The organism is Sulfurimonas sp., from assembly GCF_050296975.1.
In the GTDB taxonomy this organism is placed as follows: Bacteria; Campylobacterota; Campylobacteria; order Campylobacterales; family Sulfurimonadaceae; genus Sulfurimonas.
The window spans coordinates 107,305-129,636 of the sequence record NZ_JBNKRX010000012.1 but is presented as its reverse complement, the minus strand read 5'-3'; the positions used below and the strand labels follow the sequence as shown (position 1 = coordinate 129,636).

Below are 22,332 nucleotides of genomic sequence, written 5' to 3'. Positions count from 1 at the left end.
ATATAAGGAAAAAGTGTGGAGCAAAAAACTATAGGATTACTTGGTGGTATGAGCTGGGAGAGTACGCTGGAGTACTATAAAAACATCAACCAAGGAATAAATAAAAAACTAGGAAAACACCATAGTGCAAAGATAGCTATGGTAAGTGTAGATTTTGAGCCGATCGAGGTGTTGCAAAGCAGTGGTATTTGGGAAGATGAAACAGCAAAAATACTCTCAAAAGCAGCCAAGCAGATCGAAGCGGCAAACGCTGACTTTTTACTTATATGTACAAATACGATGCACAAAGTATTGCCACAAATAGAGCAAAATATCAACATCCCCATCTTGCACATCGCCGATGCAGCTGCTGAAGCTATACTCAAAGATGGGCTAAAAAAAGTGGGACTATTGGGTACTGCTTTTACAATGGAGCAAGAGTTTTACAAAGAGCGACTACAAAGTCATGGCTTGGAAGTAGTAGTACCGCAAAAAGAAGATAGAGAGATCGTACATAAAGTGATCTATGATGAACTTTGTTTGGGTATAACAAAAGAGAGCTCTAAAAAAGAGTACATAAAAATCATCAATTTCCTTGCACAAGAAGGGTGTGAGGGGATCATACTAGGATGCACAGAGATAGGACTACTTGTACAACAAGAAGATGTGGATGTGAAGCTTTATGATACTGCTGCGATTCATGCCAATAAAGCGGTGGAGATGGCTTTGGGATAAAATATTATATTTTGTAATATTTTTTGGTAGAATATATTGAAATTTGATAAGTACTTAGTAACTGTTTACAATTAGAGGAGATAGTATATGGGTTGGAAAGGTACAGTTCGTTCAATTGGAGCTGCTGTTAGAGCAGCTGAAAGAGATGCAAAAAGGCGTCAACGAGAACTTGAAAAGCGTCAAAAACAATATGAACGTATGCAAGAGTTAGAACAAGCCGCTTATGAAGTTGAAGTATATGAAAATCATATAGAAATAATTCAATCTCTTCATAAAGAATGTAGTGTTCCTATACAATGGAAAGAGCTTTCAATCCAAAAAGAACCTATTCAACCAGAAAAGACAGATACTTATGAGCATAATGCTCGTCATAAAGCTGATAACTATAAACCAGGTTTTATAGATCGACTTTTTCAAAGAGAAGAAAAGGTAAGACAAAAACTCAAAACCAATATTGAAGTTGCAATCAATCAAGACACTTTAAAATATAATGAAAATTTTTCTAAATGGAAGAAAGATTTTGAAGAATGGGAAAAAACTACTAGTTTAGCGAAATCTTTATTAAATGGTCATAGTCAAGCAAAACTTGAAGTAATTGAAGATCTAGATCCTTTTTCTGAAATCTCAAATCTTGGATCAAGTTTAGAAATTTCCATCGGGGATACTGGAATTGTCGAAGCAACAATTAATGTTCATGGAAAAGAAATTATTCCAAATGAAATTAAAGGATTATTGCAAAGTGGTAAATTATCTGTGAAAAAAATGCCACAAGGAAAGTTTAACGAGCTATATCAAGATTATGTTTGTAGCTCTATTTTACGAGTAGCAAATGAGTTATTTTCAATACTACCAGATGATTTAGTCATTATTACAGCCGTTGATGAATTATTAAATACACAAACTGGACATCTTGAAGAATCACCGATTTTATCTGCTTGTATATCTAGAAGTACATTACAATCGTTAAATCTAGAAGCAATTGATCCTTCTGATTCTATGACAAACTTTGTACATAATATGTCTTTTAAAAAGACAAAAGGCTTTGACATAGTATCTCGTGTGAAGCCTGAGAGATTTGTAAATATATAAAATAGTATAAGATATCGAGTTTGTACTAATTCAAACTAAAGTTAGTGTTGAAAAAAAGCTAATTGAGTATAAAAAAGTAAAAGGAAACTAAATGTTAAAATATCTAATTACTACTTTTTATATAGCACAGTCTATAGCATTGAGTAAGTCTATACATAATTCTAACTAAATAAATTTGGATGGAGAAGATGAATTTTATAGTTTTTATTACAATTACTTTGCTAACTTTGATAGGGATACTCCATCTTTATTGGGTTTTCGGTGGAAAAAGAGGTTTAAGTAAAGCTTTACCATTAAAAAACGGAAAGTTGTTATTTCAGCCAGATAAAGTACTTACTTTGATTGTAACTGGCGTAATGTTCTTTTTTTCATATATAGCTTATGCTTTAGCATTTTATGATTTTAACGCAGTTGAAAAAAAAGAATTCTATATATATAGTGGAGTAGCTATAGCTATAATTTTTTTACTGAGAGCAATCGGTGAATTTCATGTTATTGGTTTTTTTAAAAAAGTTAGAGATACAGAGTTTGCTGTTTATGATACAAAATATTTTTCCCCTATCTGTGTATTTTTTGGAATTGTTTTTACCATACTCACTTTCAAAGCAAGTTTATAAGGAAAAGTAGATTGATAGCAATATTCAAAAAGCCAGTTTATTATGTACAAATTAAGAAAAACTCTTTCATTGTTCGATCCGTTAATAGTGGTAAAACTATAGTTTTTGATGCTTCAACACCTTTTTCAACTGATCGTCTTCTAATAGGGGAGTTTACAGTTGCAGAAGGGTTACTAAAAAAAGCTTTTTCTACTTTTGGAAAAAGTTTAGTGGGCCCTAAAGTTGTAATGCATCCATTGGAGATGGTCGATGAGAAACTCTCAGAAGTGGAAGAGAAGATTTTGCGTGAACTAGCTTTTAGTGTAGGGGCAAAAGATGTAAAACTTTGGCTTGGTGAAGAGTTGGATGATAGCGAATTATTACAATGAAATAATGCAAAATCAATTAACACTATTCTTACCATTCTTTTTGGATTTATATAGTGCATCATCTGCTTTTTTTAGTAAACTCTCAAAGCTATCTTCTTGATGCATTTGGGCAACACCAAAACTAGCAGTTTTAAACCCAATAGTTTCAAATTTATATGATGCAACCCCTTTTCGTAAGCGTTCAGCTAATTCTTTCGCATTTTGATAAGATGTTTTTGGTAAAACTATTAAAAACTCTTCACCACCCCATCGCCCCACATGATCATTTGTACGAACTAAACCTTCAAGAATCTTGGCTACTCTTTTTAAAACATCATCACCAACTAGATGCCCATATAAATCATTTATCTTTTTGAAATTATCTAAATCTACCATAATTATGCAAAGAGTTTCATCTTTTTCTTTAGCAATATATAAAGTTGATTTTAAAAAGTCATGAATTGCCAATCGACTGTACAAACCAGTTAATGTGTCATTTTTGACTAAAGTTTCATAAAAAGTTTCTTTTGTTATATTTTGCTCAATTGCTTGATAACCAATTATTGATCTATTGTAAAAAATCGGCTCAACATAAATATCAATCCAATAAATAATTTTATCTTTTGTATACCCAGTTAAATTACAAAATGCAGGACTTACATAAGTCATTTCTCCTTGTAAGTTTGTTATAGAAATTGCTACATATTTTTCTAAAATTACAATTGATTCTTTTAAATATAAATTTTTTATCATTTGCATCTCTTCATATAAATTAACTTGTTATAACAAGTTGAATAAAAAATTATAACTTAATAAACTTCACAACTTCTTATAACAAGTTGGTCTATTATGAAAGATATTGAAACACTACCAGATAATTATATTGATAAGATGTATATAAACATCGGAAATAAGGTTAAAAAAATTCGTACTGAAAAAGGATTAAGTCAGTTAAAACTGGCTGAAGCTATAGGTCATAAATCTGTATCAATAATCTCATTAGCAGAAATTTATCATAATAAACAACATTTCAATATAGAACATTTAGTAAAGATTGCTTATGTTTTAGAAGTAGATGTCTGTGAATTTTTTAATGAATAAATTATGAAGTTAAAACAAGGAAACTACATGTTAAAATATCTTATTATGACTGTTCGTACACCACAGTTTGATCCATCGGTTATCGATGCACATTATGCATTTTTAGATGATATAAAACAACGAGGTTTACTTGAACTTGCTGGTCCATTTACAGATAAATCTGGTGGAGCTTATCTGATAAAAGCTAAAAACCTAGAAGAAGCAAAATCTATAGCATTTAGTGACCCAGTTCATACTTCTAAGTCATCGATTGTGACCGTGTATGAATGGGATGTTTAAAAGCTCTATAAATGCAACCAATAGAAACTTTTGAAGGTAAAAAAAGCTGGGGTATTGGAATAATTATTTTTATGTCAAGTTTTAAAACTATTTTAAAAACAGTTTTGTTTGAATATTAAAAAACAATCTTATCTTTTCCAGAATTTTTTGCTTCGTAGAGTTTTTTATCAGCTTTTAAAAAAAGTTGTTCTACGTTTTCTTCTCTATGTTCCGCTTCGGACATACCAAAACTACAAGTAAGATGTCCAATTTCTTCAAACTGAAAACTATTAATTTTTTGTTTTATTTGTTTTATATGTTCAAAAGCGTTGTTTATATCGGTATGGGGCATAATGACAATAAACTCTTCTCCTCCCCATCTTCCTACAGTATCCGTTTTTCTCGTATTTTCTTTTAATATTTCTGATAACTGCACCAATACATTGTCTCCTGTCGCATGTCCGTAGGTATCGTTGACTTGCTTAAAATTATCGATATCTATAATACAAATGGAGAGACACATTTCATATCTTTGAAAACATTCATATTTCTTCTGCATAGTTTCATCTATTTCTCTACGGTTATAAAGACCAGTTAATTGGTCTGTAATGGAGATGTTTTGTAGATTTATTTCCATCTTATATACAGAGTATTCCATAATAAAAATTGCAAACATCAATACGAAAGACGTAATGACAAGCCTTACAAGGGATAGCATATCCCAGCTGCTGTTTTCCCAATAAAAGAGTCCATAAAAAAGTATCGAATAGAGTATAATATAATAAATAAGAGAGGCAATAAGTCCTTTTTTATGTCCCATCATCACCATAGCAAAAATAGGGAAAAAAATGCTCCAAATCAGCCCAAAACTTTGATTATGGTTTATAATAGCGAATGTAAACATAAATATTGAGATAAGGGCAATGCCTATTGTCGCAGCTTTATTGATATGTTGTGTTTTTTTAAGATCTGAAAAAGAGAGTAGAAACACCATAAGTGCAATGGCATCTAAAAGTGATACAAGATAATTTTGTGTGACAAAAAAATTGATAAAGCCAAAGACAATAAATGCGATTATCCCTATAAAGAAGAATCCATTAATAAGTATAAATTGTCTAGTACGTAGCGGGTCATTGTTAGAGGTAAAAGTTTTATATAAGGAGTTCATAAAATGTTTCCTTGTCCTGTAATAATAACAATATAGTATATATTGAATTCTTAATTATACCTTATTACACAGAGAAAAAGAAGATAGTCGGTTTGATTTTGAATATTATTTAAATGTGCATATGCCACGATCGATCGAGTTACTCTCAAATGCAAAAGGTTTTGTAAAAGTGTCTGTAGAAAAGGGTGTAGAGTTGCAAGAGTACAATATTGCCTCAAATTATGTAGCGATGTGTCACTACTATTTTGAAACTATTGAAGATTTTTTAAATGCTTTTATGCCCCATGCAGAAGAGTTGCAAGGAGATATAAAAAACTATACCGATATAGAACCAACTATACAGATCAATGAGGTTAAAATTACAGCATAAAAGAAGTGTTTTTAAATATATATATTTTGAGTTTTAAGAGAAATAATATGAAAGAACACAAAACTTTAAAACTAGATAACACAGCAGTGAGAATTTATTGTGGTGGGCGTTGCATCTACTTGCAGATGATCATATAGCTGATCACTTAGGTATAACTTCTACGCAGTTAAGTAGAATTAGGTAATAGTTAAAATTATTATCTATTTATATACTTGACTATAAAAATATAGTTAGCTATAATATTTTTATGAAAACTAAAAATATAGATAAATTTAACAAACTTACCCAAAGGGAAAAAAAGTATATAAAAACTAAAGTAACTCTTTTAAATGTTTTTTTAAAAGAGCTTGAAACAAACTCCTTATCAGCTATTATGATAAAAGATATAGCTTCAAAGGCTGAAGTTTCAGAACCTACTTTTTTTAACTATTTTGATTCAAAACAAGATTTGTTAGTATATTTTATTCAAATATGGTCTATAGAGATGAATGTTATATCAAAAAAGTATGAAAATGTTTCTATTTCATCTCTTGATACGATAAAAGATATTTTTCTCTATACTGCAAAAAATATGCTAAAAAATCCTCAACTGATGCTTGAGATTATCTCATTTCAAGCACAATCGAAAATATCAAAAGTTCATCAAATAACAAATGGGGAAAAGTGGTATTTTTTTCAAGATATTGAATATGTTGAAGAGCTTGATACGTTTGGTTTAGAGAGTATTATCCCACCGTTGATACAAAAGGCTATCAATGCAAGAGAACTCCCCAAAGGTACTGATACGGAGTTGTTATTTTTAACACTCTCTTCACTTTTTTTTGGAACTTCATTGATACTTTTAAAAAAAGATCCAAATATGCTTGTTAAGATGTTTGAAAAAGAGATAATTAATGTCTTTGATATATTTAGTGATCAAAAGAGTTTATTATGAAAAAGGTTTTTCTCGGTATTTTTTTAAGTATTGTCGGCGTGTTTTCACTGTTTTATATTTTAACAAGTGGAAGATACAGCGTACCTTCTACCCTTTCAAGTGATAAAACTATATCCCATATTAAGTTAAAAGATACACTATTTCATGCCCAAACATTTGGTAATCCAAAAAATCAAGTAGTTATTGTAGTTCATGGAGGTCCAGGCTGGGATTATAAAAGTTTATTGCCAATACAAAAACTATCTGATGAGTTTTTTGTAGTTTTTTATGATCAAAAAGGTACGGGGCTATCTCCAAGAGTTGATCCAAAAGAGCTGACATTACAGAGCTATTTTCAAGATTTGGATGCTATTATAGATTATTATTCAAAAAGTAAAAAAGTTGATTTGATAGGTCACTCTTGGGGAGCGATGTTGGTATCTGGTTATATAGGCAAATATCCCCAGAAAGTTAAACATGCAGTTTTAGCAGAACCTGGGTTTTTAACCACAAAGATGATAAAAGAGGCAGATATATATTTTGGTCCTAAGTGGGATATCGGCTTTTTATTACATGCTTCAAAAGTATGGTTTGAGTCTTTGCATATAGATTCTAAAGATAAAGATTCAAGAAGTGATTATTTTATAGCAAATGTTGCACCATATGCGAATCCTGAGTATTATTGTAATGGTATTATTCCTGATGTAGGCTTGGAAGTCTTTAGAGCTAGTGCGAGTTCAGCATCCAATGTGAATAATCTAATAGTTGATTCAAAGGGTGAGATTGATATTGATCTGATAAAGGGTGTAGAAAACTTCCCAGAGAAGGTTCTTTTTTTAGCATCTCAATGTAATAAAAAGATTGGTGTAAAGTTTCAAAAAAAACAGATGAAGTACTTTAAAAGTGCAGAACTAAAAATTATAAAAAACAGTGGTCATATGATGTTTGCAGAACAGCCCGAACAAACTGTCTCTATAGTAAGAAAATATTTAAAAACTGATACTTAAAATTAATCTATGTAAAGGAAATTTTTTTTAATCTAAACTAATATTCTAAATAAAAGGGAGTATTGGTTTGTCTCAAAATCTTCAAGCACATTTTCTTGGCTACACTTATACTTTTGTTAAAAAAGGAGTACCCCAACTAAGCATCTCAATTTCAAGTTTTTTAGTACATTTACAGTTAAAACAGGCACGTTTTTCTTTGTCATTAAAATCTTGGCAATTTTTCGGATCATGTGCGTTCTCTATCACGATATCTTCAAAATACTCTTCCCAGTATGGTAGTTCTTCATTGAGCGGTGTATCACAAAAGCACACCTCTATCCAGCAGATGGTACCATCATCTAGCTCTCTGGCTTCTTTCATGTTTTTGAGGTATTCGCCAAAGGCAACTGAGCCTTGTCCTATGGTCTCGTTTTGGATCGCTTCCATAAGTTTGGTTTTTTGTTTTATTTTTGCTTTTATTAGGTATTTCATAGTTTTTATCCTTAGAACTTTAAAACGTTACATATATTTTAATAAAAATATATTGCATTTTGTAATGTTTTTAAATATCTTGAATGAATTTGCTAAACTTATAAACAGTAGATAAAAGGAGTATAAGTGAAAAAAGTAAAAGTAGAAAGTTTTAATGTTGCAGGTTTAAAAGTTCGTACAAGTAACAGTGCTGAGATGAACCCTGAAACTGGTAAGATAGCAAAACTTTGGGGTGATTTTTGCAGTGTAGATATTGCTCAAGGAAATATGGAATCCGGAGAAGTTTATGGAGTGTACTTTTCATATGAGTCAGATATGAATGGAGAGTTTGATGTACTTGCAGGACTAAAGCATGATAAAGATGCAATGTATGAAAATATTACTATTGAATCTGGAGAATATTTAGTATTTCGTGCTAAAGGTGAGATGCCAAAAGTTGTGATCGATACATGGGTGGAAGTTTGGAACTATTTTAGTAAAGAGGGCGTAGAGCAAAGAGCTTATAAAACCGACTTTGAAAAGTATGTGGCAATGGATGAAGTAGAGGTTTATATAGGAATCAAATAAAAGGAGATCATATGAATATCCAAAAACTAAAAGAAGCAGAGGCACATTTTTATGGGCTTTATCCAGATGGGTTTGAAGATGAGGCATTGTTAGCTGTTAAAAAAAGACACAACACTCCGAAAATAAGTGAACAGGTGCATGAGATGTTTGCGAAAGAGAATTTTAGCGATCCTGATCTGATCTGTGAGAACTATGCAAAAATAGTTTCAAAATCTTCTCTTGTTTCACTCTTTGAAAAACCAAAAGTAAGAGATATGGTTAAAGTAATGAGCATGGAGCAAAAAGATATGCTCAGCATCGCTTTGTATGAGTTACTTTTTGGAGATCAAAAAGAGGGTTTTGAAGGTTTAGTTGAGATACTAGCACTCAACAAACTCGCAAAGTGGTCGCTAGTTTCACTTATACCTTATTATTTTTATAGAGAAAAAGAGTTCTTCATCAAACCAACCACGACAAAAAACATTATCAACTATTTTGAGGTTCCAGACCTTGTGTATAAACCAAAACCGAGTTATGAGTTTTACAAAGAGTATAAAAAAGTGTTGCAAAAGATGAAAAAAGAAGTAAAGATAAATACAAATGATAACGCCGCGTTTACAGGCTTTTTGATGATAGTTATGGAATAATATCCATTCAAGGAAAATAGATGAAAAAATATTGCAAAAAAATAGTAGTAAAACCAAGCGATATAGATGAAAATGGGCATGTAAACAATCTTCGTTATATGGAATGGTTTGTAGATATTGCGGTGGAGCATTCTGATTCATTAAATGTTGGGCATGTAACACTTCAAGCTATCAACAGAACTTGGATGGCAAAAGAGCATCACATTACTTATCATCTCAGTGCTTTTGAAGGGGATGAGTTGGAGCTTTGTACGTGGATAGAGAGTGTCAAAACTGTACAATCAGTTCGTAAGTATGAGCTCAAAAATATTACTACTGGTAAAACGATATGTGAAGGATGGACAAACTGGGTATTTGTTGAGTTTACGACATTTCGTCCACAAAAAATTCCAAAAGAGCTTATAGAAAAATATATGTAGTTTCAAACAAATCAAAACTAAAAATCAAACTTCAGTAATGTTTTTTATTAACAAATAATATCAATTTAAAATAAATTTTGATATCATCTTTACACTAAAGTAAGGAAGTAAAAATGTACAGATTTATGATAAAGTTAATTGTTATAACACTATTTTGTATCCCTTTATGGGGTGAAGATATATATCAAAAAGAGATTGAAGATGCATACAATGCAGGTTTACAAGTTTTACAACAAGGACCTTCAAAACTTGCTATACGAAGTCAAGCAACCTTAGACTTGCCCCAAGGTGTAGGGTTTATACCAAATCCACAAGCAACCAGATTGATGAAGGCACTTGGAAATCGTGTAAATAACGAATTTGAAGGTATGATAGTTCCTATTTCTGAAAGTGCAGGATGGTGGTATGTCACAGTTGATTATACAGCGTCTGGCTATATAAGAGATGATGATGCAAAAGATTGGGATTCTGTTGAGATGCTTGAACAGATGAAAGAGGGCACAGAGGAGATGAACAAAGAGTTCATCAAACGTGGTTGGCCTGAGATAGAGGTTGTTGGTTGGGTAGAGCAACCTACATACTTTTCACATACACACCAGATGATCTGGTCAGTTTCGTCTAAAGAAAAAAAACAGATGCAAACAAATGGTGCAGGGGTTAACTACAATACTTTGGTTCTTGGAAGAGAAGGGTATGTATCGCTTAATTTGGTGACACGTTTAGATCAAGTTGAAGAGCTAAAACCAACAAGTAAAGAGTTGATAGATAACTTACACTTTACACAAGGTAAGCGTTATGTAGATGTTGATATGTCAACAGATAAAATCGCTTCGTATGGTTTAGCAGCTTTAGTAACTGGAGTTGCTGCAAAAAAATTAGGACTTTTTGCTGTGATTGCTGCATTTTTAGCAAAATTTGGCAAAGTGATCGCTATTGCACTAGCTGGTGGTGGTTGGGCAGCATTTAAAAAGTTTTTTTCAAAAAAAAGTAAGTAGTTTTTGAAAGTATTACTTGTCTTTCTCTTATCCATGAGTTACAGTGTGCATGAAACTTTAACAGGAAGTGGATTTTAGTTTATAGAACTTGTTATACTTTGAACACTTATGATATGGATTGATTGAATTTTACAAAACTTAGCAATCTGGGAGTAGTTTTCATCTTTTATATCTCCTATAATTCTTCCAGCTTTTAAAAAGAGGAAATGACATGACAACCAAAGAGAGTTATATACGCAGTGTATATGAGGTAGTGTTTTATATAGAAGATAACTACGCTGATAATCTTACACTTGATGAACTCTGCGCAGTTGCTGGATTTTCAAAATACCACTTTCATAGAATCTTTAAATCTGTGATGAATGAGAATGTTGGAGACTATATACGTAAAGTTCGTCTTCAAAGTACAATCTCAAAATTTAAAACAGATAAAAAGATCACGCAGATTGCAATGGAAAGTGGTTATGAAACAAATGCCTCTTTTTCAAAAGCATTTAAAAAACGTTTTGAGATGACTCCAAAAGAGTTTTCAAAAAAACAAAAAATTGGAAAAGGAGACAAAATGTTAGAACCTAAAATCGTAGAAATAGAACCAATAGAGCTATTGTTTGTAAGAAAAACAGGTGATTATATGCTCTCAGCAGATGCTGCTTGGAAATCTATGGTTGAGTACATTATGCAAAATGATTTACGAGGGAAAGTCGCAGTGAGGTATGGTATCTCCCATGACAACCCTTATGTGATCGAAGCAGAAAATCTGCGTTATGATGCCTGTGTAGAGTTTCACGATGATTTACCTCAAAGTAAAGGTGAAGTACAAAAAAAAGTGATAGCTGGAGGTAAATATGCTGTGTTTATGCATGAAGGCGCATATGAGCTTTTGGGTGAGACCTTTAAAAATGTAGGAGACTGGATAGTTTCCAATGGAATCACTTTACGAGACGAACCGCAGGTGCAAAAGTATCTCAATCTCGATCCAACAGGAATCGAGGAAAAAGATTTAAGAACAGAGATATATGTTCCTATACAATAAATGATGTATAATTGCCATCTAAAAGACAATAGATGCAAAAAAAATCGTAGTAAAACCAGAAGATATAGATGAAAATGGCCATGTAAATAATCTTCGTTATTTGAAGTGGTTTGTAGATATTGCAGTGGAGTATAAAGATCCCTCAAGAGCTTAGGGGCATAACAATCTCATGCCCTCGGATACCTTTGTATTGGATATATTCACCTGTAAGGGAATGATTTTCATCCACAAAAGTTTCATCTCCTGTAGCGATTAGATTTTCTTCATACTCACTATCAAAAATCTCAGCATTAGCTTGTCCATTGTTAAATACATTACCGTTGAGATGGTATAAGTCTGCACCATAAAATCGTACTTTAGCGATACCATTTGTAACTGTATTGCGATAGATAGAAGTTGCGTAACCCTCCCCTAAGTAGTAGTTACTTCTTGCCATCATAAATGCAGGGTAAGCGACCGTACTATCTTGTGTATGAATATTGTTATAGCAAAATTCAAAATCGTGTGGTACTTCTCCAGACTCTTCTCCATAACTACCACCCATTTGTTGACCATATACATTATCTACTGCGGTATTTGCACGCATTGTCGTATGGGAAATTGCACCTTTTGCATACCACCCAGCTGATGAATCAGAATTTTTCGCGACCTCTTCTTCTATGAGTACATATTTTGTAGTGTAAAATTCAAAGTATTGCCCATTATAACCTTTATTGCGAATCTCATCATAAGTGTTTTGTTTTGCCAAAATGTAATGTTTAGGCGCATTTACACTTATGTTACTTTCTGATTTAGTTCTTGAGATAAATACAGGACCAGTATTGTCGTTTCCTTTGACTCCAGGACCAAGATCATAAAAATAGTTTTGAAAAAAAGTTATGCGATCTCCAACTGCGGCCACCCAAAAAAAGTGAGCATTATTGACATCTTGACGACCATGTTCAAAACGGATCCCTCCCATATAAAAGTCATCATATGGTTTTTCTGTCAAAATCTTGGCTTGGGAAGCATCAAAAACAGGAGATTCATCAGGGTAGGCTATCCAAACAATAGGTTTTTTTGTACTATTAAGACGTACATTTCCATTATTGGCAGTGTGACCAATTAACTGATATGATTCGTTTGATTCTCGAACTACTAAAATTTTTTGTGCATATGTTGTGTCATCTGTATCTACATGGTACATACCTGCAAATGTTTTTAAAGGTGCTTCAAGTGTACCATCATTTGTATCATTACCATTATCTTTATCAAGAAAAACAAAAGTAGCTTTATTGACATTAACACTCCAGTTAATGTCAACATAATGATACTCTTGATCTGTAACACGCACAGTAAAGTTATGTTCACCCTCTACACTAGGAGCAGTCCATGTAATGACACCGTAATTTTCTTCTCCATACATTTCACCAATACTTGCTCCATTAGGTCCATCTATAATTTGATAAAAAAATGGCCATGCTCCACCTTGAACACCAATAGGAAGCTCATAACGTAAACCTGGATACGCATTTCGGTTTCTAGCCCAAGAGTTTGTTTCACTATCTGGGCGAGGATGTATAACTGTCATTGACATGGCAGCAGGAATAAACTGTTCATCACTTAGTTTCCATGCCTTAGTAGTAGCTGGAATCGCACTATGGTGATTTGTATCAACTGAACTACTGGTGCTTTGTGAATTACATCCTATAAAAGATAAACTTAATATAAAGGCAATTATAATCTTTTGCATACTAATCCCTTTTTTTGCTATACAAATATGTTAACAAAAAATGCTATATAAAGAACTTATAGAAAAGTATTTTTAATTGATAAACTCGATCACTTCATCAAATGCAAGTCTTGTTTTTGGTTTTGCTGGATTTACTCTGTAACCAAAAGGCAGAAGCATAGTGAGGCGATATTTTGAAGTGTCAATGCCCAGTAACTCCTGAACTTTTTCTTTATCATACCCCTCGATCGGGCAAGAGTCTATCCCTAAGTATGCAGCGGAAGTCATCATGTTTGCTGCTGCTATAAAAGATTGTCTCGCAGTCCATGAGTAGATATTTTCATCAGTTTTAAGTGTGTCTCCTAGATGGTTAGCGTAAAGATTGAGGTAAAACTGGAGCTGTTCAGGTTCTAGTCCCCATCTGGCAAATCTTTTCTCAATAGTGCCACTCTGTACTTTTGCATCATCAATAGCAGCCAATACTACAACTAAATGTGAAGAGGTAGTGATCTGGGGTTGATCCCAACAAAAAGGTCGTAGTTTTGCTCGAAGTTCATCGTTTGTAATCACTAAAAACTTCCATAGTTCAAGTCCAAAAGAGGAAGGGGATAATCTGGCAGACTCCATGATGGTATGAATATTTTCATCCGAAATTTTTTTATTTTCATCAAATAGTTTACAAGCATGTCTAAATTGCATCGCTTCCATAAATTTGTTTTCCATTTTTGTATCCTTTAATTAAATGTGTATTTTGTAACTTTATCTTATGTATGTTATTATGTCAAGAACTTACCTAAAAGTAATATACATACTAAAAGGATACTATTGAAAGTAAAATATGAAGAAAAAGAGTATGAGTGTGCCTTTAGTTTTGCGATTGATCTTATAAACGGAAAATGGAAAGGGATCATACTTTGGTACTTAAAAGATGGAACGCTGCGTTATGGAGAACTTAGACGCCATCTTGGGAAAATAACTCAAAAGATGTTGACACAAACACTAAGAGAGCTAGAAAAAGATGGACTCATTGATAGAAAAGTTTACCCAGTAGTACCTCCAAAGGTTGAGTACACTATTACAGAAAGTGGAAAAAAACTACTTCCAATTTTTAAATCTCTTCAAGAGTGGGGCGAAGAAGTAGGTGCACAGATTGGCGAAGTTTTTGAGTGTAGTAGTAAGAAATAGACAATAGTTGACATAAATAGTACGATTATACTATAATTGTACAAAAGTACTAAAAAGGATTGTTTATGTCAAAAAAAATAGTAGTAACTGGTGCAACAGGTTTTGTAGGAAGCCACATTGTGGAGTATTTTATGTATAATAAAGCGGAAGGTTTTGAGCTTATCCCTTCTTGCAGAGATAAGACAAAACTACCAAATCTTTACCAAGAGGTTACAATACAAGGAAATCTCAAAGATCAAGATACACTAACACAGATCACTAAAGATGCAGATGTTATATGTCATGTGGCTTCATGGGTAGAGATGAATGGCACTATAGAAGATTCGCAAAACAATTATCTTAAACCAACTATTGCACTTATAGATAAAGCTATAGAAAATGGTGTAGAGCGTTTTATCTTCTTATCTGCGATCAACTCTAACCCAATAGAGCAAAACAAACTCCATACTAAACTGCCACTCTCAGAAATATGGCCACATTATGACACTATTATGCAGATCGAAAAGTATCTCAAAGATGTAGCTTCAAAAAGGATGCAGGTAGTCATTTTACGAGTTGGATTTTTCACTGGGAAAAATTACTCTCTTGGTGTGTTGCCTATTCTTTTGCCTAGACTTAAAACACATTTAGTTCCATGGATAAATAACGGGACCACATCTCTACCATTAATCAATGGAGTAGACATTGCACAAGCTTTTTATTTAGCAGCTACAAAACCTTTAAGCGAGAATTTTTATACTATAAATGTTGTTGGAAAACATATACCAAATGTTGAAGAAGTACTGGAGTACTTGTATATAAAATACAATTATCCATTGCCTTGGTATTCAGTCTCTTTTGGTTTTGCATATATTGTTGCACGATTTATGAGGGCTATTTATAAATGTACACCTTTTGATCCACTACTTGTACCTGCAATAGTGCTTTTACTTGAAGAAACAAATGCAAATAATGATCAAGCAAGAGAGATTTTAGGGTATGAGCCAGTTGTTGATTGGCGTGATAGTATAGATATGCAAATAGAGGAGATGCAAAGAAAACAAACAACAAATATGAGGATGAACAAATGAGACTACGTGATGGGGAGGTAGCACCTATATTTCAAGTAAAAGATATGTTTGGTCTTCGTTGTGATATGCAAGAAAAAAGAGAAAAACTTTTGATGCTTTGTTTTTTTCGTTACGCTTCATGCCCACTTTGTAATCTTCGTGTACATGAACTTATAGTCAATCAGGAAAAGTTCAAAGATAAACTGGAGATTGTAATGGTATTTCAATCGCCTAAAGAAAAAATTGAGCAGTATGTTGGTAAACAAGTTATCCCTTATAAAGTGATCCCCGATCCTGCAAGAGAACTTTACAAATTGTATAAAGTTGAGTATTCTTGGATAGCATTTTTAAGAGCATGGACATTAAAGATCAAAAATGTATTTTCGGCTCTTTTTAAACATGGGTATCTTCCAGGGAGTGTTGAGGGGGAGATACATAGAGTACCTGCTGATTTTATTATTGACACTAATGGTAAAATAGTAAAAGCATTTTATGGTAAAGATATAGGGGATCATCTCCCTTTAGATGAGATAATAAAGGTGATATATAGTAATGAAGCAAGGTGAAAAAACAAAAAAACTTATACTCGATGTTAGCAGTGAGTTGTTCTATCACAAAGGGTATAGTTCCACATCATTTGGAGATATAGTTGAAAAAACGGGTCTAAGTAAAGGCAATATAACTTACCATTTTAAAAACAAAGAAGAGATACTTAAAGGGATAGTACAAAACCGTTTAGAGGGGATACAAAGCTCGATACAGGAGTGGAAAAAAACAAGTGATGATTCAAAAGAGAGACTCAAAATGTTTTGTGAAATGATCGTAGATGAACAAGAAAATCTTGAAAAATATGGCTGCCCACTAGGAACTTTGACAAGTGAATTTTCAAAGCATGAACCACAACTCTATGCTATAACATTACCTTTGTTTCAAACTTTTAGAGAATGGATTGCAAAAGAGTATGTAAGTCTTGGATCGGGTAAAGAAGAAGCAGATGAAAAAGCGATGTCACTACTCTCAAAAGTTCAAGGTGTGGCTTTAATTACGCATGTATTTAAAGATAAAGAGTTTTTAGTTAGAGAGATAGATAGTATAAAAAAAGAGCTTTAAATGAAAAAAATTTTCCATAAAAGCAGTGTAGTTTTATCTTTTTTTTTATTTTGATCTTCAGTGGTTGTTCAAAATTAGACTTTTTTATCTCAGCTAATATTAGTCCATTAAAGCAAAACCATGTAACACTTAGCGATGGATATGAAGCTACTTATTACAAGGTACAAAAGGGTAAATCTGATACTACTATAATCTTTGTAGGTGGATCAGGTCATACAAGTTTGAACTACTATCTTGAGTGGTATTTTGAAACTTTGGAAAATGTCACTATCTATGCTTTACAAAAAAGATATGTTGGGCATTTAGAAACAGGAGAAGATAAACCATCCAAAGAGTTTCTTCAACAAAATTACTATCAACAACTTCTAAAAGATCAACAAGAATTTGTAAATTTTCTTATAAAAAGTAAAAAACTCTCTACAAAAAAACTGGTTGTTTTTGGGTTTTCAGAGGGTGGAGATATCGCTGCCAAACTAGCATCAAAAACACCACAAATAACACATCTTATAATGGTTGGCAGTGGAGGTATGGTTGGGCTTGATGCATTTAAAATCTGGGGAAAACAGCATGACATAGATTTTGATAAAGTTTACGAACAGGTTAAAAAAGATCCGCAAAATATTCAGAAACAAGCGTATGGAGAGACATATAAGTATTGGAATTCTGTGTTAGATGTTGATCCTATGAAGAGTTTAAAAATACTTGAAATTCCAATATTTGTTGCAACTGGAGAAAAAGATGAGATGGCACCTGTTGAGTCTGTTTATTTTATGCAAGATGAATTTGTAAAATTAGCTAAAGCGAACCTCACAGTAAAAGTTTACCCAGATTGCAATCATATGCTTGAAGATTCTAGCGGAAAAAGTTTCAGAGGTGAAATGTTGCAATTAGCATCTAGATGGTGGAATAAATAATATATTTTGTTTTAATTTATTTAAAGATACTCTTTATAAAATGATTTTCAAAGGTTAGTGATGGGATATTTTGATGCACTTAGTGAAGCACTTTTTAAAGAGGATGAGAATGGCAATACTATCTTTTATAAATGGGGGATAATGGGACGAGGTGTTGTTGTAGACACACAAGAAAAAAAAGATCAAATCATCTCGTTGACAACTATATATTACACTATAGTTTTTGCATTTATATTTATAATGAATTTTTCAATATTTATATACCATATAGATATTGTTTTGAATACCGTTATATTTTTAGGTATAGGTGTAGTTTTAACACTATGGTATTTGTATCAAATATCCAAAATTACAAAAGGTTTAGAGTATTCTCAAACAAAACTAAGCATGTACGATAGCTGGAAAAAAACATCACATAGGTTGCCAAAGTATGTCTTATGGGGTGGCTTTATCTTGATGTCATTGCTTGTTGTTTTAGCTATCTTCTCATTTTTTTTAGATGATTTTCCTCTCTGGATTGGAACTGTCTTACTTGTTTTAGGCATTTTTGGTTCTTTTGCATACTATAAAATGATCATATTTTCAAAAGATGCTCCAGTACCTATACCTGATGTACCACCCGTACAAGCAGTTCCACAAGAAACTTCAGAAAAAGCGATGGAGTGGAATTTGAAAAACTCTTCTATAGTTTTTTCAGTTTTAGCTGTTGTTTTAGGATTTGTTTACTATGTTTATGCTGATTCAAAACAAGAGTATGATGAAAAGATGGCAATGTATGAAAAAATGACTACACAAGAGATGGCTGCACATTTAGCAGAGGTGAATGCTGAACCAACTAGTATTGATTTTATCACAATGCACGCAGGTACTAAGGCAGAAAATAACCGCATATATTTTTACCGAGAGCTAAAATCAAATCCTATAAGTGATATGGTTGTAGATGTTGAACACGCCCAAGATGACAAGGTGAGGATGAGTAAAAAGTTAAAACGTGAGATGTGTGATTCTCCAGCATTTAATCTATTTTATAAAAAAGGTGGAGAGCTACTTTTTGTATATAATTTAGTGAAAGATGAGCAAAAAACTTTTTTATTTGATGTAAAAATAGATAAAGAGTTTTGTTTATAAAAACTCTTTGTTACAGTACAAAAAAAGCGATTGTGATGTAGTGTGCAGTACTTCCAGCGAGTACAAAGATATGCCAGATACCATGAAAATGAGGTACTTTTGTATCAAATACATAAAAGATAACCCCAACTGTATAGAGAATCCCACCAGCTAAAAGCCACCAAAAACCTGCTGGTTGAAGAGAATCAAGGAGTGGGTTGAGTGCGACTAAAACCATCCAGCCCATAAGTATATATAACACAACTGAAGTAGTTCTATTTTCTTGTAAAAAGAACTCTTGAACTATCCCTATAATAGCTAAAATCCAAATGATGCTAAAGATACTCCAACCCCAAGTACCATGGAGTGTTACAAGTGTAAAAGGTGTGTAACTACCTGCGATCAAAAGATAGATGGCTAAAAAATCCAGCCTTTGAAAAAATGTTTTTAGATCGCCGCTAATGCCATGATAAAGTGTAGATGCACTATAAAGGATAAATAGCGTAGCTCCATAGATGCTAACACTCACAATCTTGTATACATTTCCATCGAGCGAAGCAACAATGATGAGTGTAATCATCCCAATAAGCGCACCAATGGCACCAACTAAATGGGTATAAGTGTTAAAACGTTCACCTTTTGCTATCACCATGTTTGCATCCTTTAAAAATACAATGACTAATATGCATTATAACGCAAACTTGGAATTATTTGAAGGTTTGTTTTAGTAGGTTATACTTTTGTAAATTTGTATAACCAAGGACTATAATGAAACTATTGAATAATAGTAGTATAAAACAAAAAATTCTTTATGTGATAATAGCTTCATTTGTTGTGTTCATTATCTATGAAGTATACGCGGTAGGTGTCGCTTATAAAAATCTTCCTACAAAATTTAGTCAATATAATTCTATGTCCTTAGAAGATTTGGGTTTAAATAAGGAGCGTCAAGCGATACTGGTAAAAGTACAAGACCCTACATTTTATACACACTCTGGAATTGAGTGGCCTAGCCCGTTAACAAGTACAACAATCACTCAAAGTTTGGTGAAAAAGCTTTTTTTTAAAAAGTTTACTAAAGGGTTTAAAAAGATTGAACAGACCTTGATAGCTAGGTTTGTCGTTACTCCAAATATAGATAAAGATACGCAACTCATCGCGTTTATCTCGACTGCGTATTTTGGTAGCAAAGATGGTAAAGAGATATATGGTTTTAATGAAGGTGCTCTTGCCTGGTTTCATAAACCTTTGTCTGAATTAAGTGATGATGAATACATCTCATTACTTGCGATGCTCATAGCACCAAATAAAGTACAACCAAATACACCCTATATGCAAGAGCGGGTGCAACGGATCCAAAAGGTGTTAAGTGGGGAGTGTATTTATAACAATGTATCTCAGATAGATTTGGAGCAGTGTTCTTAATTTGAAAAAACAATAAGATTGAGATAAGGAAAATTTTGTGAATCATGTAATGCTTGATATTGATGGAACACTTGTATATACGGATGACTTTGAAGGTGATTGTTATAACGATGCTATCTACAAAGTTTTTGGGAATACTATTGACACAGATTGGTCAAAGTATACTCATGTTAGTGCTACAGGTATTTTGAATGAAGTTATTATTAAACACGGATTTAAAAATGACAAAGGCTCTATACATGCGGCAGTAAAAGAGCAATACATGCAAAATATAGCTAAATATATAAATAAATATCCCGTAAAACAAATATCTGGTGCAGGAAAATTTATTGAACTGCTTCAAAAAACAAAGGGTATACATCTCTCAATTGCCACTGGTGGATGGAAAGAAACTGCCATAATGAAGCTACAATCTGCTAACATAGATGTCTCAAATATCCCTATAGCATCTTCAAATGATCATTTCTCAAGAATTGAGATAATGAAAATAGCCAAAGAAAAAGCTATAGGTAATTTTGAAATGCCGTGTACATATTTTGGAGACGGTATATGGGATAAAATGGCATGTGAAGCGTTAGGCTTTAATTTTGTACTTGTTGGAGATAAAACAACTCATAATCAAAAAATTCTTGATTTTAGAAGACCAGAACAAGCAATGAGTTATATAGGAGTATAAAAATGAAACTATTTAAAAATATTGCAGTAAAAGAGAAGTTTAATACTTACCCAGAACCCATAAAACAAAAACTTTTACATCTGCGAGAGCTTATATATGAAGTGGCAAAAGAGGAAAAAAGTATCACTGCTATTGAAGAAACACTCAAATGGGATGAGCCGAGTTACATAACTAAAAATGGAAGCACACTAAGAATTAACTGGAAAAAGAAAACTCCACATCAGTACTCAATGTACTTTAACTGTCAAACGAAACTTGTGCCTACTTTTAGAGAGCTTTTTAGTGATAGGTTCCATTTTGAGGGGAATAGAGAGATAGTTTTTCAAGAGGATGAGGTTTTGGATGAAGTGGCATTGAAGTATTGTATATTGCTTTCGCTCACTTACCATGACCGAAAGCATTTGGATATGCTTGATGAATAACACTGATATTAATATGAAATATATAGCACTGTTCAGAGGAATAAACGTAGGGAAAGAACGCCGTGTTGATATGAAAAAACTTAAAATGCTTTTTGAATCTCTTGGGTGTATTAATGTGTCAACCTATATAAACTCAGGAAATGTTATTTTTGAATCAAAAGATAATCAAGCTGATATTATAAAAAAAGTTGAAATGGCTTTGAAAAAAGAGTTTGATTTTGAAATTCCTACTCTCATTAAAACTGAACAAGAGATGAAACAGATTGAAAAAGCTATACCAAAGGAGTGGCAAAATGATTCTTCCCAAAGATCTGATGTAGCATATCTATTTCCAGAAATCGATTCTGAAAAAATACTTGATGAACTTCCTTTTAAAAAAGAGTTCATAGATGTTCGTTATATTCAGGGCGCGATCTATTGGAATCTTGATAGAAAAAATTATAATAAAAGTCATTTGAATAAAATAATAACGCATAAAATGTATCAGTTGATGACTCTAAGAAATGTAAATACCGCTAGATATTTGGCATTAGGAAAGAAATGAAACAAGACATTAAAATCACAAGAATTTTTAATAATTCAGTTGAAGAAGTATGGGATGCATGGAAGAATCCTCTCTTAGTGAAACAATGGTGGGGACCTGATAAATTTATTTGCACTTTTGTCAAAATGGACTTTCGTGAAGGTGGTATGTCACTAGTTAGTATGGCTTCTCCAGAACTGGGATTTGCTGAGCAATTTAACTCGTGGAGGTATATTAAAATAATTCCACTTGAATCTATTGAATTTGTTTCTAATTTATCTGATGAAAACGGAGATACAATAGAGCCAGCACAAATTGGTATGCCGAGAGATTTCCCTAAAGGTGTGCATCATATAGTAAGTTTTAAAAAACTCAGTGAGAACCAAACTGAGGTAACGGTTATAGAAAAAGATTGGCCTATGACGCAGATGAGAAAGTTATCTGAAATGGGGATGAATCAGTGTCTTGATAAAATGGCCAAAGCATTAGTTTAAAAAAGCATAATACGGATTGCT

The 22,332-nt window shown here is 32.7% G+C and carries 32 protein-coding genes; 26 read left to right on the top strand and 6 right to left on the bottom strand.

The features are described from left to right. The first annotated feature begins 15 nt into the window (after nucleotides 1-15). The 4 genes from ACQY56_RS04215 (at nucleotide 16) to ACQY56_RS04200 (ending at nucleotide 2,788) form a co-directional block, all read left to right on the top strand. A complete protein-coding gene (locus ACQY56_RS04215; protein ID WP_428739081.1) occupies nucleotides 16-714 on the top strand; it encodes an aspartate/glutamate racemase family protein in 699 nt (232 codons plus the stop codon). 87 nt (nucleotides 715-801) lie between these two features. Beyond that, on the top strand, nucleotides 802-1,803 hold the full coding sequence (locus tag ACQY56_RS04210) for a hypothetical protein (protein ID WP_428739082.1): 1,002 nt from the start codon (nucleotides 802-804) through the stop codon (nucleotides 1,801-1,803). Nucleotides 1,804-1,991: 188 nt separating this feature from the next. Beyond that, nucleotides 1,992-2,420: a DUF3995 domain-containing protein gene (locus tag ACQY56_RS04205; protein WP_428739083.1), complete on the top strand. Its 429-nt coding sequence runs from the start codon at nucleotides 1,992-1,994 to the stop codon at nucleotides 2,418-2,420. A gap of 11 nt (nucleotides 2,421-2,431) precedes the next feature. Next, nucleotides 2,432-2,788, top strand: coding sequence for a hypothetical protein (locus ACQY56_RS04200; protein WP_428739084.1), 357 nt, complete (start codon nucleotides 2,432-2,434; stop codon nucleotides 2,786-2,788). A gap of 12 nt (nucleotides 2,789-2,800) precedes the next feature. Here the strand turns inward: ACQY56_RS04200 and ACQY56_RS04195 are convergent, their stop codons facing one another. After that, the gene (locus tag ACQY56_RS04195; RefSeq protein WP_428739085.1) at nucleotides 2,801-3,520 is read right to left on the bottom strand and encodes a sensor domain-containing diguanylate cyclase; all 720 of its coding nucleotides are present in this window, start codon (nucleotides 3,518-3,520) and stop codon (nucleotides 2,801-2,803) included. A 96-nt stretch (nucleotides 3,521-3,616) separates the two neighbouring features. On the opposite strand from ACQY56_RS04195, the gene ACQY56_RS04190 reads away from it, so the two are divergent. Together ACQY56_RS04190 and ACQY56_RS04185 are read left to right on the top strand one after the other, a co-directional pair. Beyond that, nucleotides 3,617-3,868 (top strand): helix-turn-helix domain-containing protein, encoded by a 252-nt coding sequence (locus tag ACQY56_RS04190; protein ID WP_428739760.1) that lies wholly within the window; start codon nucleotides 3,617-3,619, stop codon nucleotides 3,866-3,868. A gap of 27 nt (nucleotides 3,869-3,895) precedes the next feature. After that, entirely contained in the window at nucleotides 3,896-4,147 is a 252-nt protein-coding gene (locus ACQY56_RS04185) for a YciI family protein (protein WP_428739572.1), read from the top strand. Nucleotides 4,148-4,262: 115 nt separating this feature from the next. Here ACQY56_RS04185 and ACQY56_RS04180 read toward each other — a convergent pair whose 3' ends face one another. Beyond that, the gene (locus ACQY56_RS04180) at nucleotides 4,263-5,294 is read right to left on the bottom strand and encodes a GGDEF domain-containing protein (RefSeq protein ID WP_428739573.1); all 1,032 of its coding nucleotides are present in this window, start codon (nucleotides 5,292-5,294) and stop codon (nucleotides 4,263-4,265) included. 46 nt (nucleotides 5,295-5,340) lie between these two features. Here ACQY56_RS04180 and ACQY56_RS04175 point away from each other — a divergent pair, with 46 nt between their 5' ends. The 3 genes from ACQY56_RS04175 (at nucleotide 5,341) to ACQY56_RS04165 (ending at nucleotide 7,584) form a co-directional block, all read left to right on the top strand. Then, a complete protein-coding gene (locus ACQY56_RS04175) occupies nucleotides 5,341-5,664 on the top strand; it encodes an EthD family reductase (protein WP_428739802.1) in 324 nt (107 codons plus the stop codon). 247 nt (nucleotides 5,665-5,911) lie between these two features. Next, a complete protein-coding gene (locus tag ACQY56_RS04170; RefSeq protein ID WP_428738776.1) occupies nucleotides 5,912-6,598 on the top strand; it encodes a TetR/AcrR family transcriptional regulator in 687 nt (228 codons plus the stop codon). After that, entirely contained in the window at nucleotides 6,595-7,584 is a 990-nt protein-coding gene (locus tag ACQY56_RS04165; RefSeq protein WP_428738777.1) for an alpha/beta fold hydrolase, read from the top strand. Before ACQY56_RS04170 ends, ACQY56_RS04165 begins: the two co-directional genes overlap by 4 nt. A gap of 105 nt (nucleotides 7,585-7,689) precedes the next feature. On the opposite strand, the gene ACQY56_RS04160 is transcribed toward ACQY56_RS04165, so the two are convergent. Further along, nucleotides 7,690-8,055, bottom strand: coding sequence for a hypothetical protein (locus ACQY56_RS04160; RefSeq protein ID WP_428738778.1), 366 nt, complete (start codon nucleotides 8,053-8,055; stop codon nucleotides 7,690-7,692). Nucleotides 8,056-8,181: 126 nt separating this feature from the next. Here ACQY56_RS04160 and ACQY56_RS04155 point away from each other — a divergent pair, with 126 nt between their 5' ends. The 6 genes from ACQY56_RS04155 to ACQY56_RS04130 all read left to right on the top strand — a co-directional run bounded on the left by ACQY56_RS04155 (nucleotide 8,182) and on the right by ACQY56_RS04130 (nucleotide 11,849). Beyond that, a complete protein-coding gene (locus ACQY56_RS04155) occupies nucleotides 8,182-8,622 on the top strand; it encodes a GyrI-like domain-containing protein (protein ID WP_428739761.1) in 441 nt (146 codons plus the stop codon). A gap of 11 nt (nucleotides 8,623-8,633) precedes the next feature. After that, entirely contained in the window at nucleotides 8,634-9,248 is a 615-nt protein-coding gene (locus ACQY56_RS04150) for a hypothetical protein (RefSeq protein ID WP_428738780.1), read from the top strand. 20 nt (nucleotides 9,249-9,268) lie between these two features. After that, on the top strand, nucleotides 9,269-9,667 hold the full coding sequence (locus ACQY56_RS04145; protein WP_428738781.1) for an acyl-CoA thioesterase: 399 nt from the start codon (nucleotides 9,269-9,271) through the stop codon (nucleotides 9,665-9,667). 113 nt (nucleotides 9,668-9,780) lie between these two features. After that, entirely contained in the window at nucleotides 9,781-10,662 is an 882-nt protein-coding gene (locus ACQY56_RS04140) for a DUF2167 domain-containing protein (RefSeq protein ID WP_428738782.1), read from the top strand. 211 nt (nucleotides 10,663-10,873) lie between these two features. Further along, complete coding sequence (locus ACQY56_RS04135; RefSeq protein ID WP_428738783.1) at nucleotides 10,874-11,695, top strand: AraC family transcriptional regulator; 822 nt, start codon at nucleotides 10,874-10,876, stop codon at nucleotides 11,693-11,695. A gap of 28 nt (nucleotides 11,696-11,723) precedes the next feature. Next, complete coding sequence (locus ACQY56_RS04130; protein ID WP_428743731.1) at nucleotides 11,724-11,849, top strand: hypothetical protein; 126 nt, start codon at nucleotides 11,724-11,726, stop codon at nucleotides 11,847-11,849. Here the strand turns inward: ACQY56_RS04130 and ACQY56_RS04125 are convergent. Further along, on the bottom strand, nucleotides 11,838-13,427 hold the full coding sequence (locus tag ACQY56_RS04125) for a hypothetical protein (protein ID WP_428738784.1): 1,590 nt from the start codon (nucleotides 13,425-13,427) through the stop codon (nucleotides 11,838-11,840). The two genes, ACQY56_RS04130 and ACQY56_RS04125, sit on opposite strands and share 12 nt — an antisense overlap. 72 nt (nucleotides 13,428-13,499) lie before the next feature. Beyond that, entirely contained in the window at nucleotides 13,500-14,129 is a 630-nt protein-coding gene (locus tag ACQY56_RS04120; RefSeq protein WP_428738785.1) for an NAD(P)H-dependent oxidoreductase, read from the bottom strand. Between the two features lie 102 nt (nucleotides 14,130-14,231). On the opposite strand from ACQY56_RS04120, the gene ACQY56_RS04115 reads away from it, so the two are divergent. The 6 genes from ACQY56_RS04115 (at nucleotide 14,232) to ACQY56_RS04090 (ending at nucleotide 18,792) form a co-directional block, all read left to right on the top strand. Then, nucleotides 14,232-14,591, top strand: a complete 360-nt coding sequence (locus tag ACQY56_RS04115; RefSeq protein WP_428738786.1) for a winged helix-turn-helix transcriptional regulator — start codon at nucleotides 14,232-14,234, stop codon at nucleotides 14,589-14,591. A 65-nt stretch (nucleotides 14,592-14,656) separates the two neighbouring features. Then, on the top strand, nucleotides 14,657-15,661 hold the full coding sequence (locus ACQY56_RS04110) for an NAD-dependent epimerase/dehydratase family protein (protein WP_428738787.1): 1,005 nt from the start codon (nucleotides 14,657-14,659) through the stop codon (nucleotides 15,659-15,661). Then, nucleotides 15,658-16,206 carry a redoxin domain-containing protein gene (locus tag ACQY56_RS04105; RefSeq protein ID WP_428738788.1) on the top strand — a complete coding sequence of 183 codons (549 nt, stop codon included), beginning with the start codon at nucleotides 15,658-15,660 and terminating at the stop codon, nucleotides 16,204-16,206. The genes ACQY56_RS04110 and ACQY56_RS04105 overlap by 4 nt, the downstream gene beginning before the upstream one ends. After that, nucleotides 16,193-16,750 (top strand): TetR/AcrR family transcriptional regulator, encoded by a 558-nt coding sequence (locus ACQY56_RS04100; RefSeq protein ID WP_428738789.1) that lies wholly within the window; start codon nucleotides 16,193-16,195, stop codon nucleotides 16,748-16,750. Before ACQY56_RS04105 ends, ACQY56_RS04100 begins: the two co-directional genes overlap by 14 nt. 50 nt (nucleotides 16,751-16,800) lie before the next feature. Next, nucleotides 16,801-17,664: a prolyl oligopeptidase family serine peptidase gene (locus ACQY56_RS04095; RefSeq protein WP_428738790.1), complete on the top strand. Its 864-nt coding sequence runs from the start codon at nucleotides 16,801-16,803 to the stop codon at nucleotides 17,662-17,664. 60 nt (nucleotides 17,665-17,724) lie between these two features. Continuing rightward, on the top strand, nucleotides 17,725-18,792 hold the full coding sequence (locus ACQY56_RS04090; protein WP_428738791.1) for a hypothetical protein: 1,068 nt from the start codon (nucleotides 17,725-17,727) through the stop codon (nucleotides 18,790-18,792). Between the two features lie 10 nt (nucleotides 18,793-18,802). On the opposite strand, the gene trhA is transcribed toward ACQY56_RS04090, so the two are convergent. Beyond that, on the bottom strand, nucleotides 18,803-19,423 hold the full coding sequence (trhA, locus tag ACQY56_RS04085; RefSeq protein WP_428738792.1) for a PAQR family membrane homeostasis protein TrhA: 621 nt from the start codon (nucleotides 19,421-19,423) through the stop codon (nucleotides 18,803-18,805). 116 nt (nucleotides 19,424-19,539) lie between these two features. Between trhA and ACQY56_RS04080 the strand changes: the two genes are divergently transcribed. From ACQY56_RS04080 to ACQY56_RS04060, 5 genes are read left to right on the top strand one after another with little or no spacing between them, the layout of a single operon-like run. Continuing rightward, the gene (locus ACQY56_RS04080) at nucleotides 19,540-20,196 is read left to right on the top strand and encodes a transglycosylase domain-containing protein (RefSeq protein WP_428738793.1); all 657 of its coding nucleotides are present in this window, start codon (nucleotides 19,540-19,542) and stop codon (nucleotides 20,194-20,196) included. A gap of 37 nt (nucleotides 20,197-20,233) precedes the next feature. Then, a complete protein-coding gene (locus tag ACQY56_RS04075; RefSeq protein WP_428738794.1) occupies nucleotides 20,234-20,872 on the top strand; it encodes an HAD family hydrolase in 639 nt (212 codons plus the stop codon). Nucleotides 20,873-20,874: 2 nt separating this feature from the next. Further along, on the top strand, nucleotides 20,875-21,294 hold the full coding sequence (locus ACQY56_RS04070; protein WP_428738795.1) for a DUF1801 domain-containing protein: 420 nt from the start codon (nucleotides 20,875-20,877) through the stop codon (nucleotides 21,292-21,294). Further along, nucleotides 21,287-21,838: a DUF1697 domain-containing protein gene (locus tag ACQY56_RS04065; RefSeq protein ID WP_428739763.1), complete on the top strand. Its 552-nt coding sequence runs from the start codon at nucleotides 21,287-21,289 to the stop codon at nucleotides 21,836-21,838. The genes ACQY56_RS04070 and ACQY56_RS04065 overlap by 8 nt, the downstream gene beginning before the upstream one ends. Next, the gene (locus ACQY56_RS04060; protein WP_428738797.1) at nucleotides 21,835-22,311 is read left to right on the top strand and encodes an SRPBCC family protein; all 477 of its coding nucleotides are present in this window, start codon (nucleotides 21,835-21,837) and stop codon (nucleotides 22,309-22,311) included. The genes ACQY56_RS04065 and ACQY56_RS04060 overlap by 4 nt, the downstream gene beginning before the upstream one ends. The last annotated feature ends 21 nt before the right edge of the window (nucleotides 22,312-22,332 follow it).

Coding starts and splice junctions, on each gene's coding strand:
- ACQY56_RS04080 (WP_428738793.1), top strand. CDS start 19,540: ATGAAACTATTGAATAATAGTAGTATAAAACAAAAAATTCTTTATGTG.
- ACQY56_RS04125 (WP_428738784.1), bottom strand. CDS start 13,427: ATGCAAAAGATTATAATTGCCTTTATATTAAGTTTATCTTTTATAGGA.
- ACQY56_RS04065 (WP_428739763.1), top strand. CDS start 21,287: ATGAATAACACTGATATTAATATGAAATATATAGCACTGTTCAGAGGA.
- ACQY56_RS04105 (WP_428738788.1), top strand. CDS start 15,658: ATGAGACTACGTGATGGGGAGGTAGCACCTATATTTCAAGTAAAAGAT.
- ACQY56_RS04195 (WP_428739085.1), bottom strand. CDS start 3,520: ATGATAAAAAATTTATATTTAAAAGAATCAATTGTAATTTTAGAAAAA.
- ACQY56_RS04140 (WP_428738782.1), top strand. CDS start 9,781: ATGTACAGATTTATGATAAAGTTAATTGTTATAACACTATTTTGTATC.
- ACQY56_RS04090 (WP_428738791.1), top strand. CDS start 17,725: ATGGGATATTTTGATGCACTTAGTGAAGCACTTTTTAAAGAGGATGAG.
- ACQY56_RS04185 (WP_428739572.1), top strand. CDS start 3,896: ATGTTAAAATATCTTATTATGACTGTTCGTACACCACAGTTTGATCCA.
- ACQY56_RS04070 (WP_428738795.1), top strand. CDS start 20,875: ATGAAACTATTTAAAAATATTGCAGTAAAAGAGAAGTTTAATACTTAC.
- ACQY56_RS04165 (WP_428738777.1), top strand. CDS start 6,595: ATGAAAAAGGTTTTTCTCGGTATTTTTTTAAGTATTGTCGGCGTGTTT.
- ACQY56_RS04110 (WP_428738787.1), top strand. CDS start 14,657: ATGTCAAAAAAAATAGTAGTAACTGGTGCAACAGGTTTTGTAGGAAGC.
- ACQY56_RS04060 (WP_428738797.1), top strand. CDS start 21,835: ATGAAACAAGACATTAAAATCACAAGAATTTTTAATAATTCAGTTGAA.
- ACQY56_RS04210 (WP_428739082.1), top strand. CDS start 802: ATGGGTTGGAAAGGTACAGTTCGTTCAATTGGAGCTGCTGTTAGAGCA.
- ACQY56_RS04145 (WP_428738781.1), top strand. CDS start 9,269: ATGAAAAAATATTGCAAAAAAATAGTAGTAAAACCAAGCGATATAGAT.
- trhA (WP_428738792.1), bottom strand. CDS start 19,423: ATGGTGATAGCAAAAGGTGAACGTTTTAACACTTATACCCATTTAGTT.
- ACQY56_RS04135 (WP_428738783.1), top strand. CDS start 10,874: ATGACAACCAAAGAGAGTTATATACGCAGTGTATATGAGGTAGTGTTT.
- ACQY56_RS04120 (WP_428738785.1), bottom strand. CDS start 14,129: ATGGAAAACAAATTTATGGAAGCGATGCAATTTAGACATGCTTGTAAA.
- ACQY56_RS04190 (WP_428739760.1), top strand. CDS start 3,617: ATGAAAGATATTGAAACACTACCAGATAATTATATTGATAAGATGTAT.
- ACQY56_RS04205 (WP_428739083.1), top strand. CDS start 1,992: ATGAATTTTATAGTTTTTATTACAATTACTTTGCTAACTTTGATAGGG.
- ACQY56_RS04180 (WP_428739573.1), bottom strand. CDS start 5,294: ATGAACTCCTTATATAAAACTTTTACCTCTAACAATGACCCGCTACGT.
- ACQY56_RS04160 (WP_428738778.1), bottom strand. CDS start 8,055: ATGAAATACCTAATAAAAGCAAAAATAAAACAAAAAACCAAACTTATG.
- ACQY56_RS04170 (WP_428738776.1), top strand. CDS start 5,912: ATGAAAACTAAAAATATAGATAAATTTAACAAACTTACCCAAAGGGAA.
- ACQY56_RS04100 (WP_428738789.1), top strand. CDS start 16,193: ATGAAGCAAGGTGAAAAAACAAAAAAACTTATACTCGATGTTAGCAGT.
- ACQY56_RS04150 (WP_428738780.1), top strand. CDS start 8,634: ATGAATATCCAAAAACTAAAAGAAGCAGAGGCACATTTTTATGGGCTT.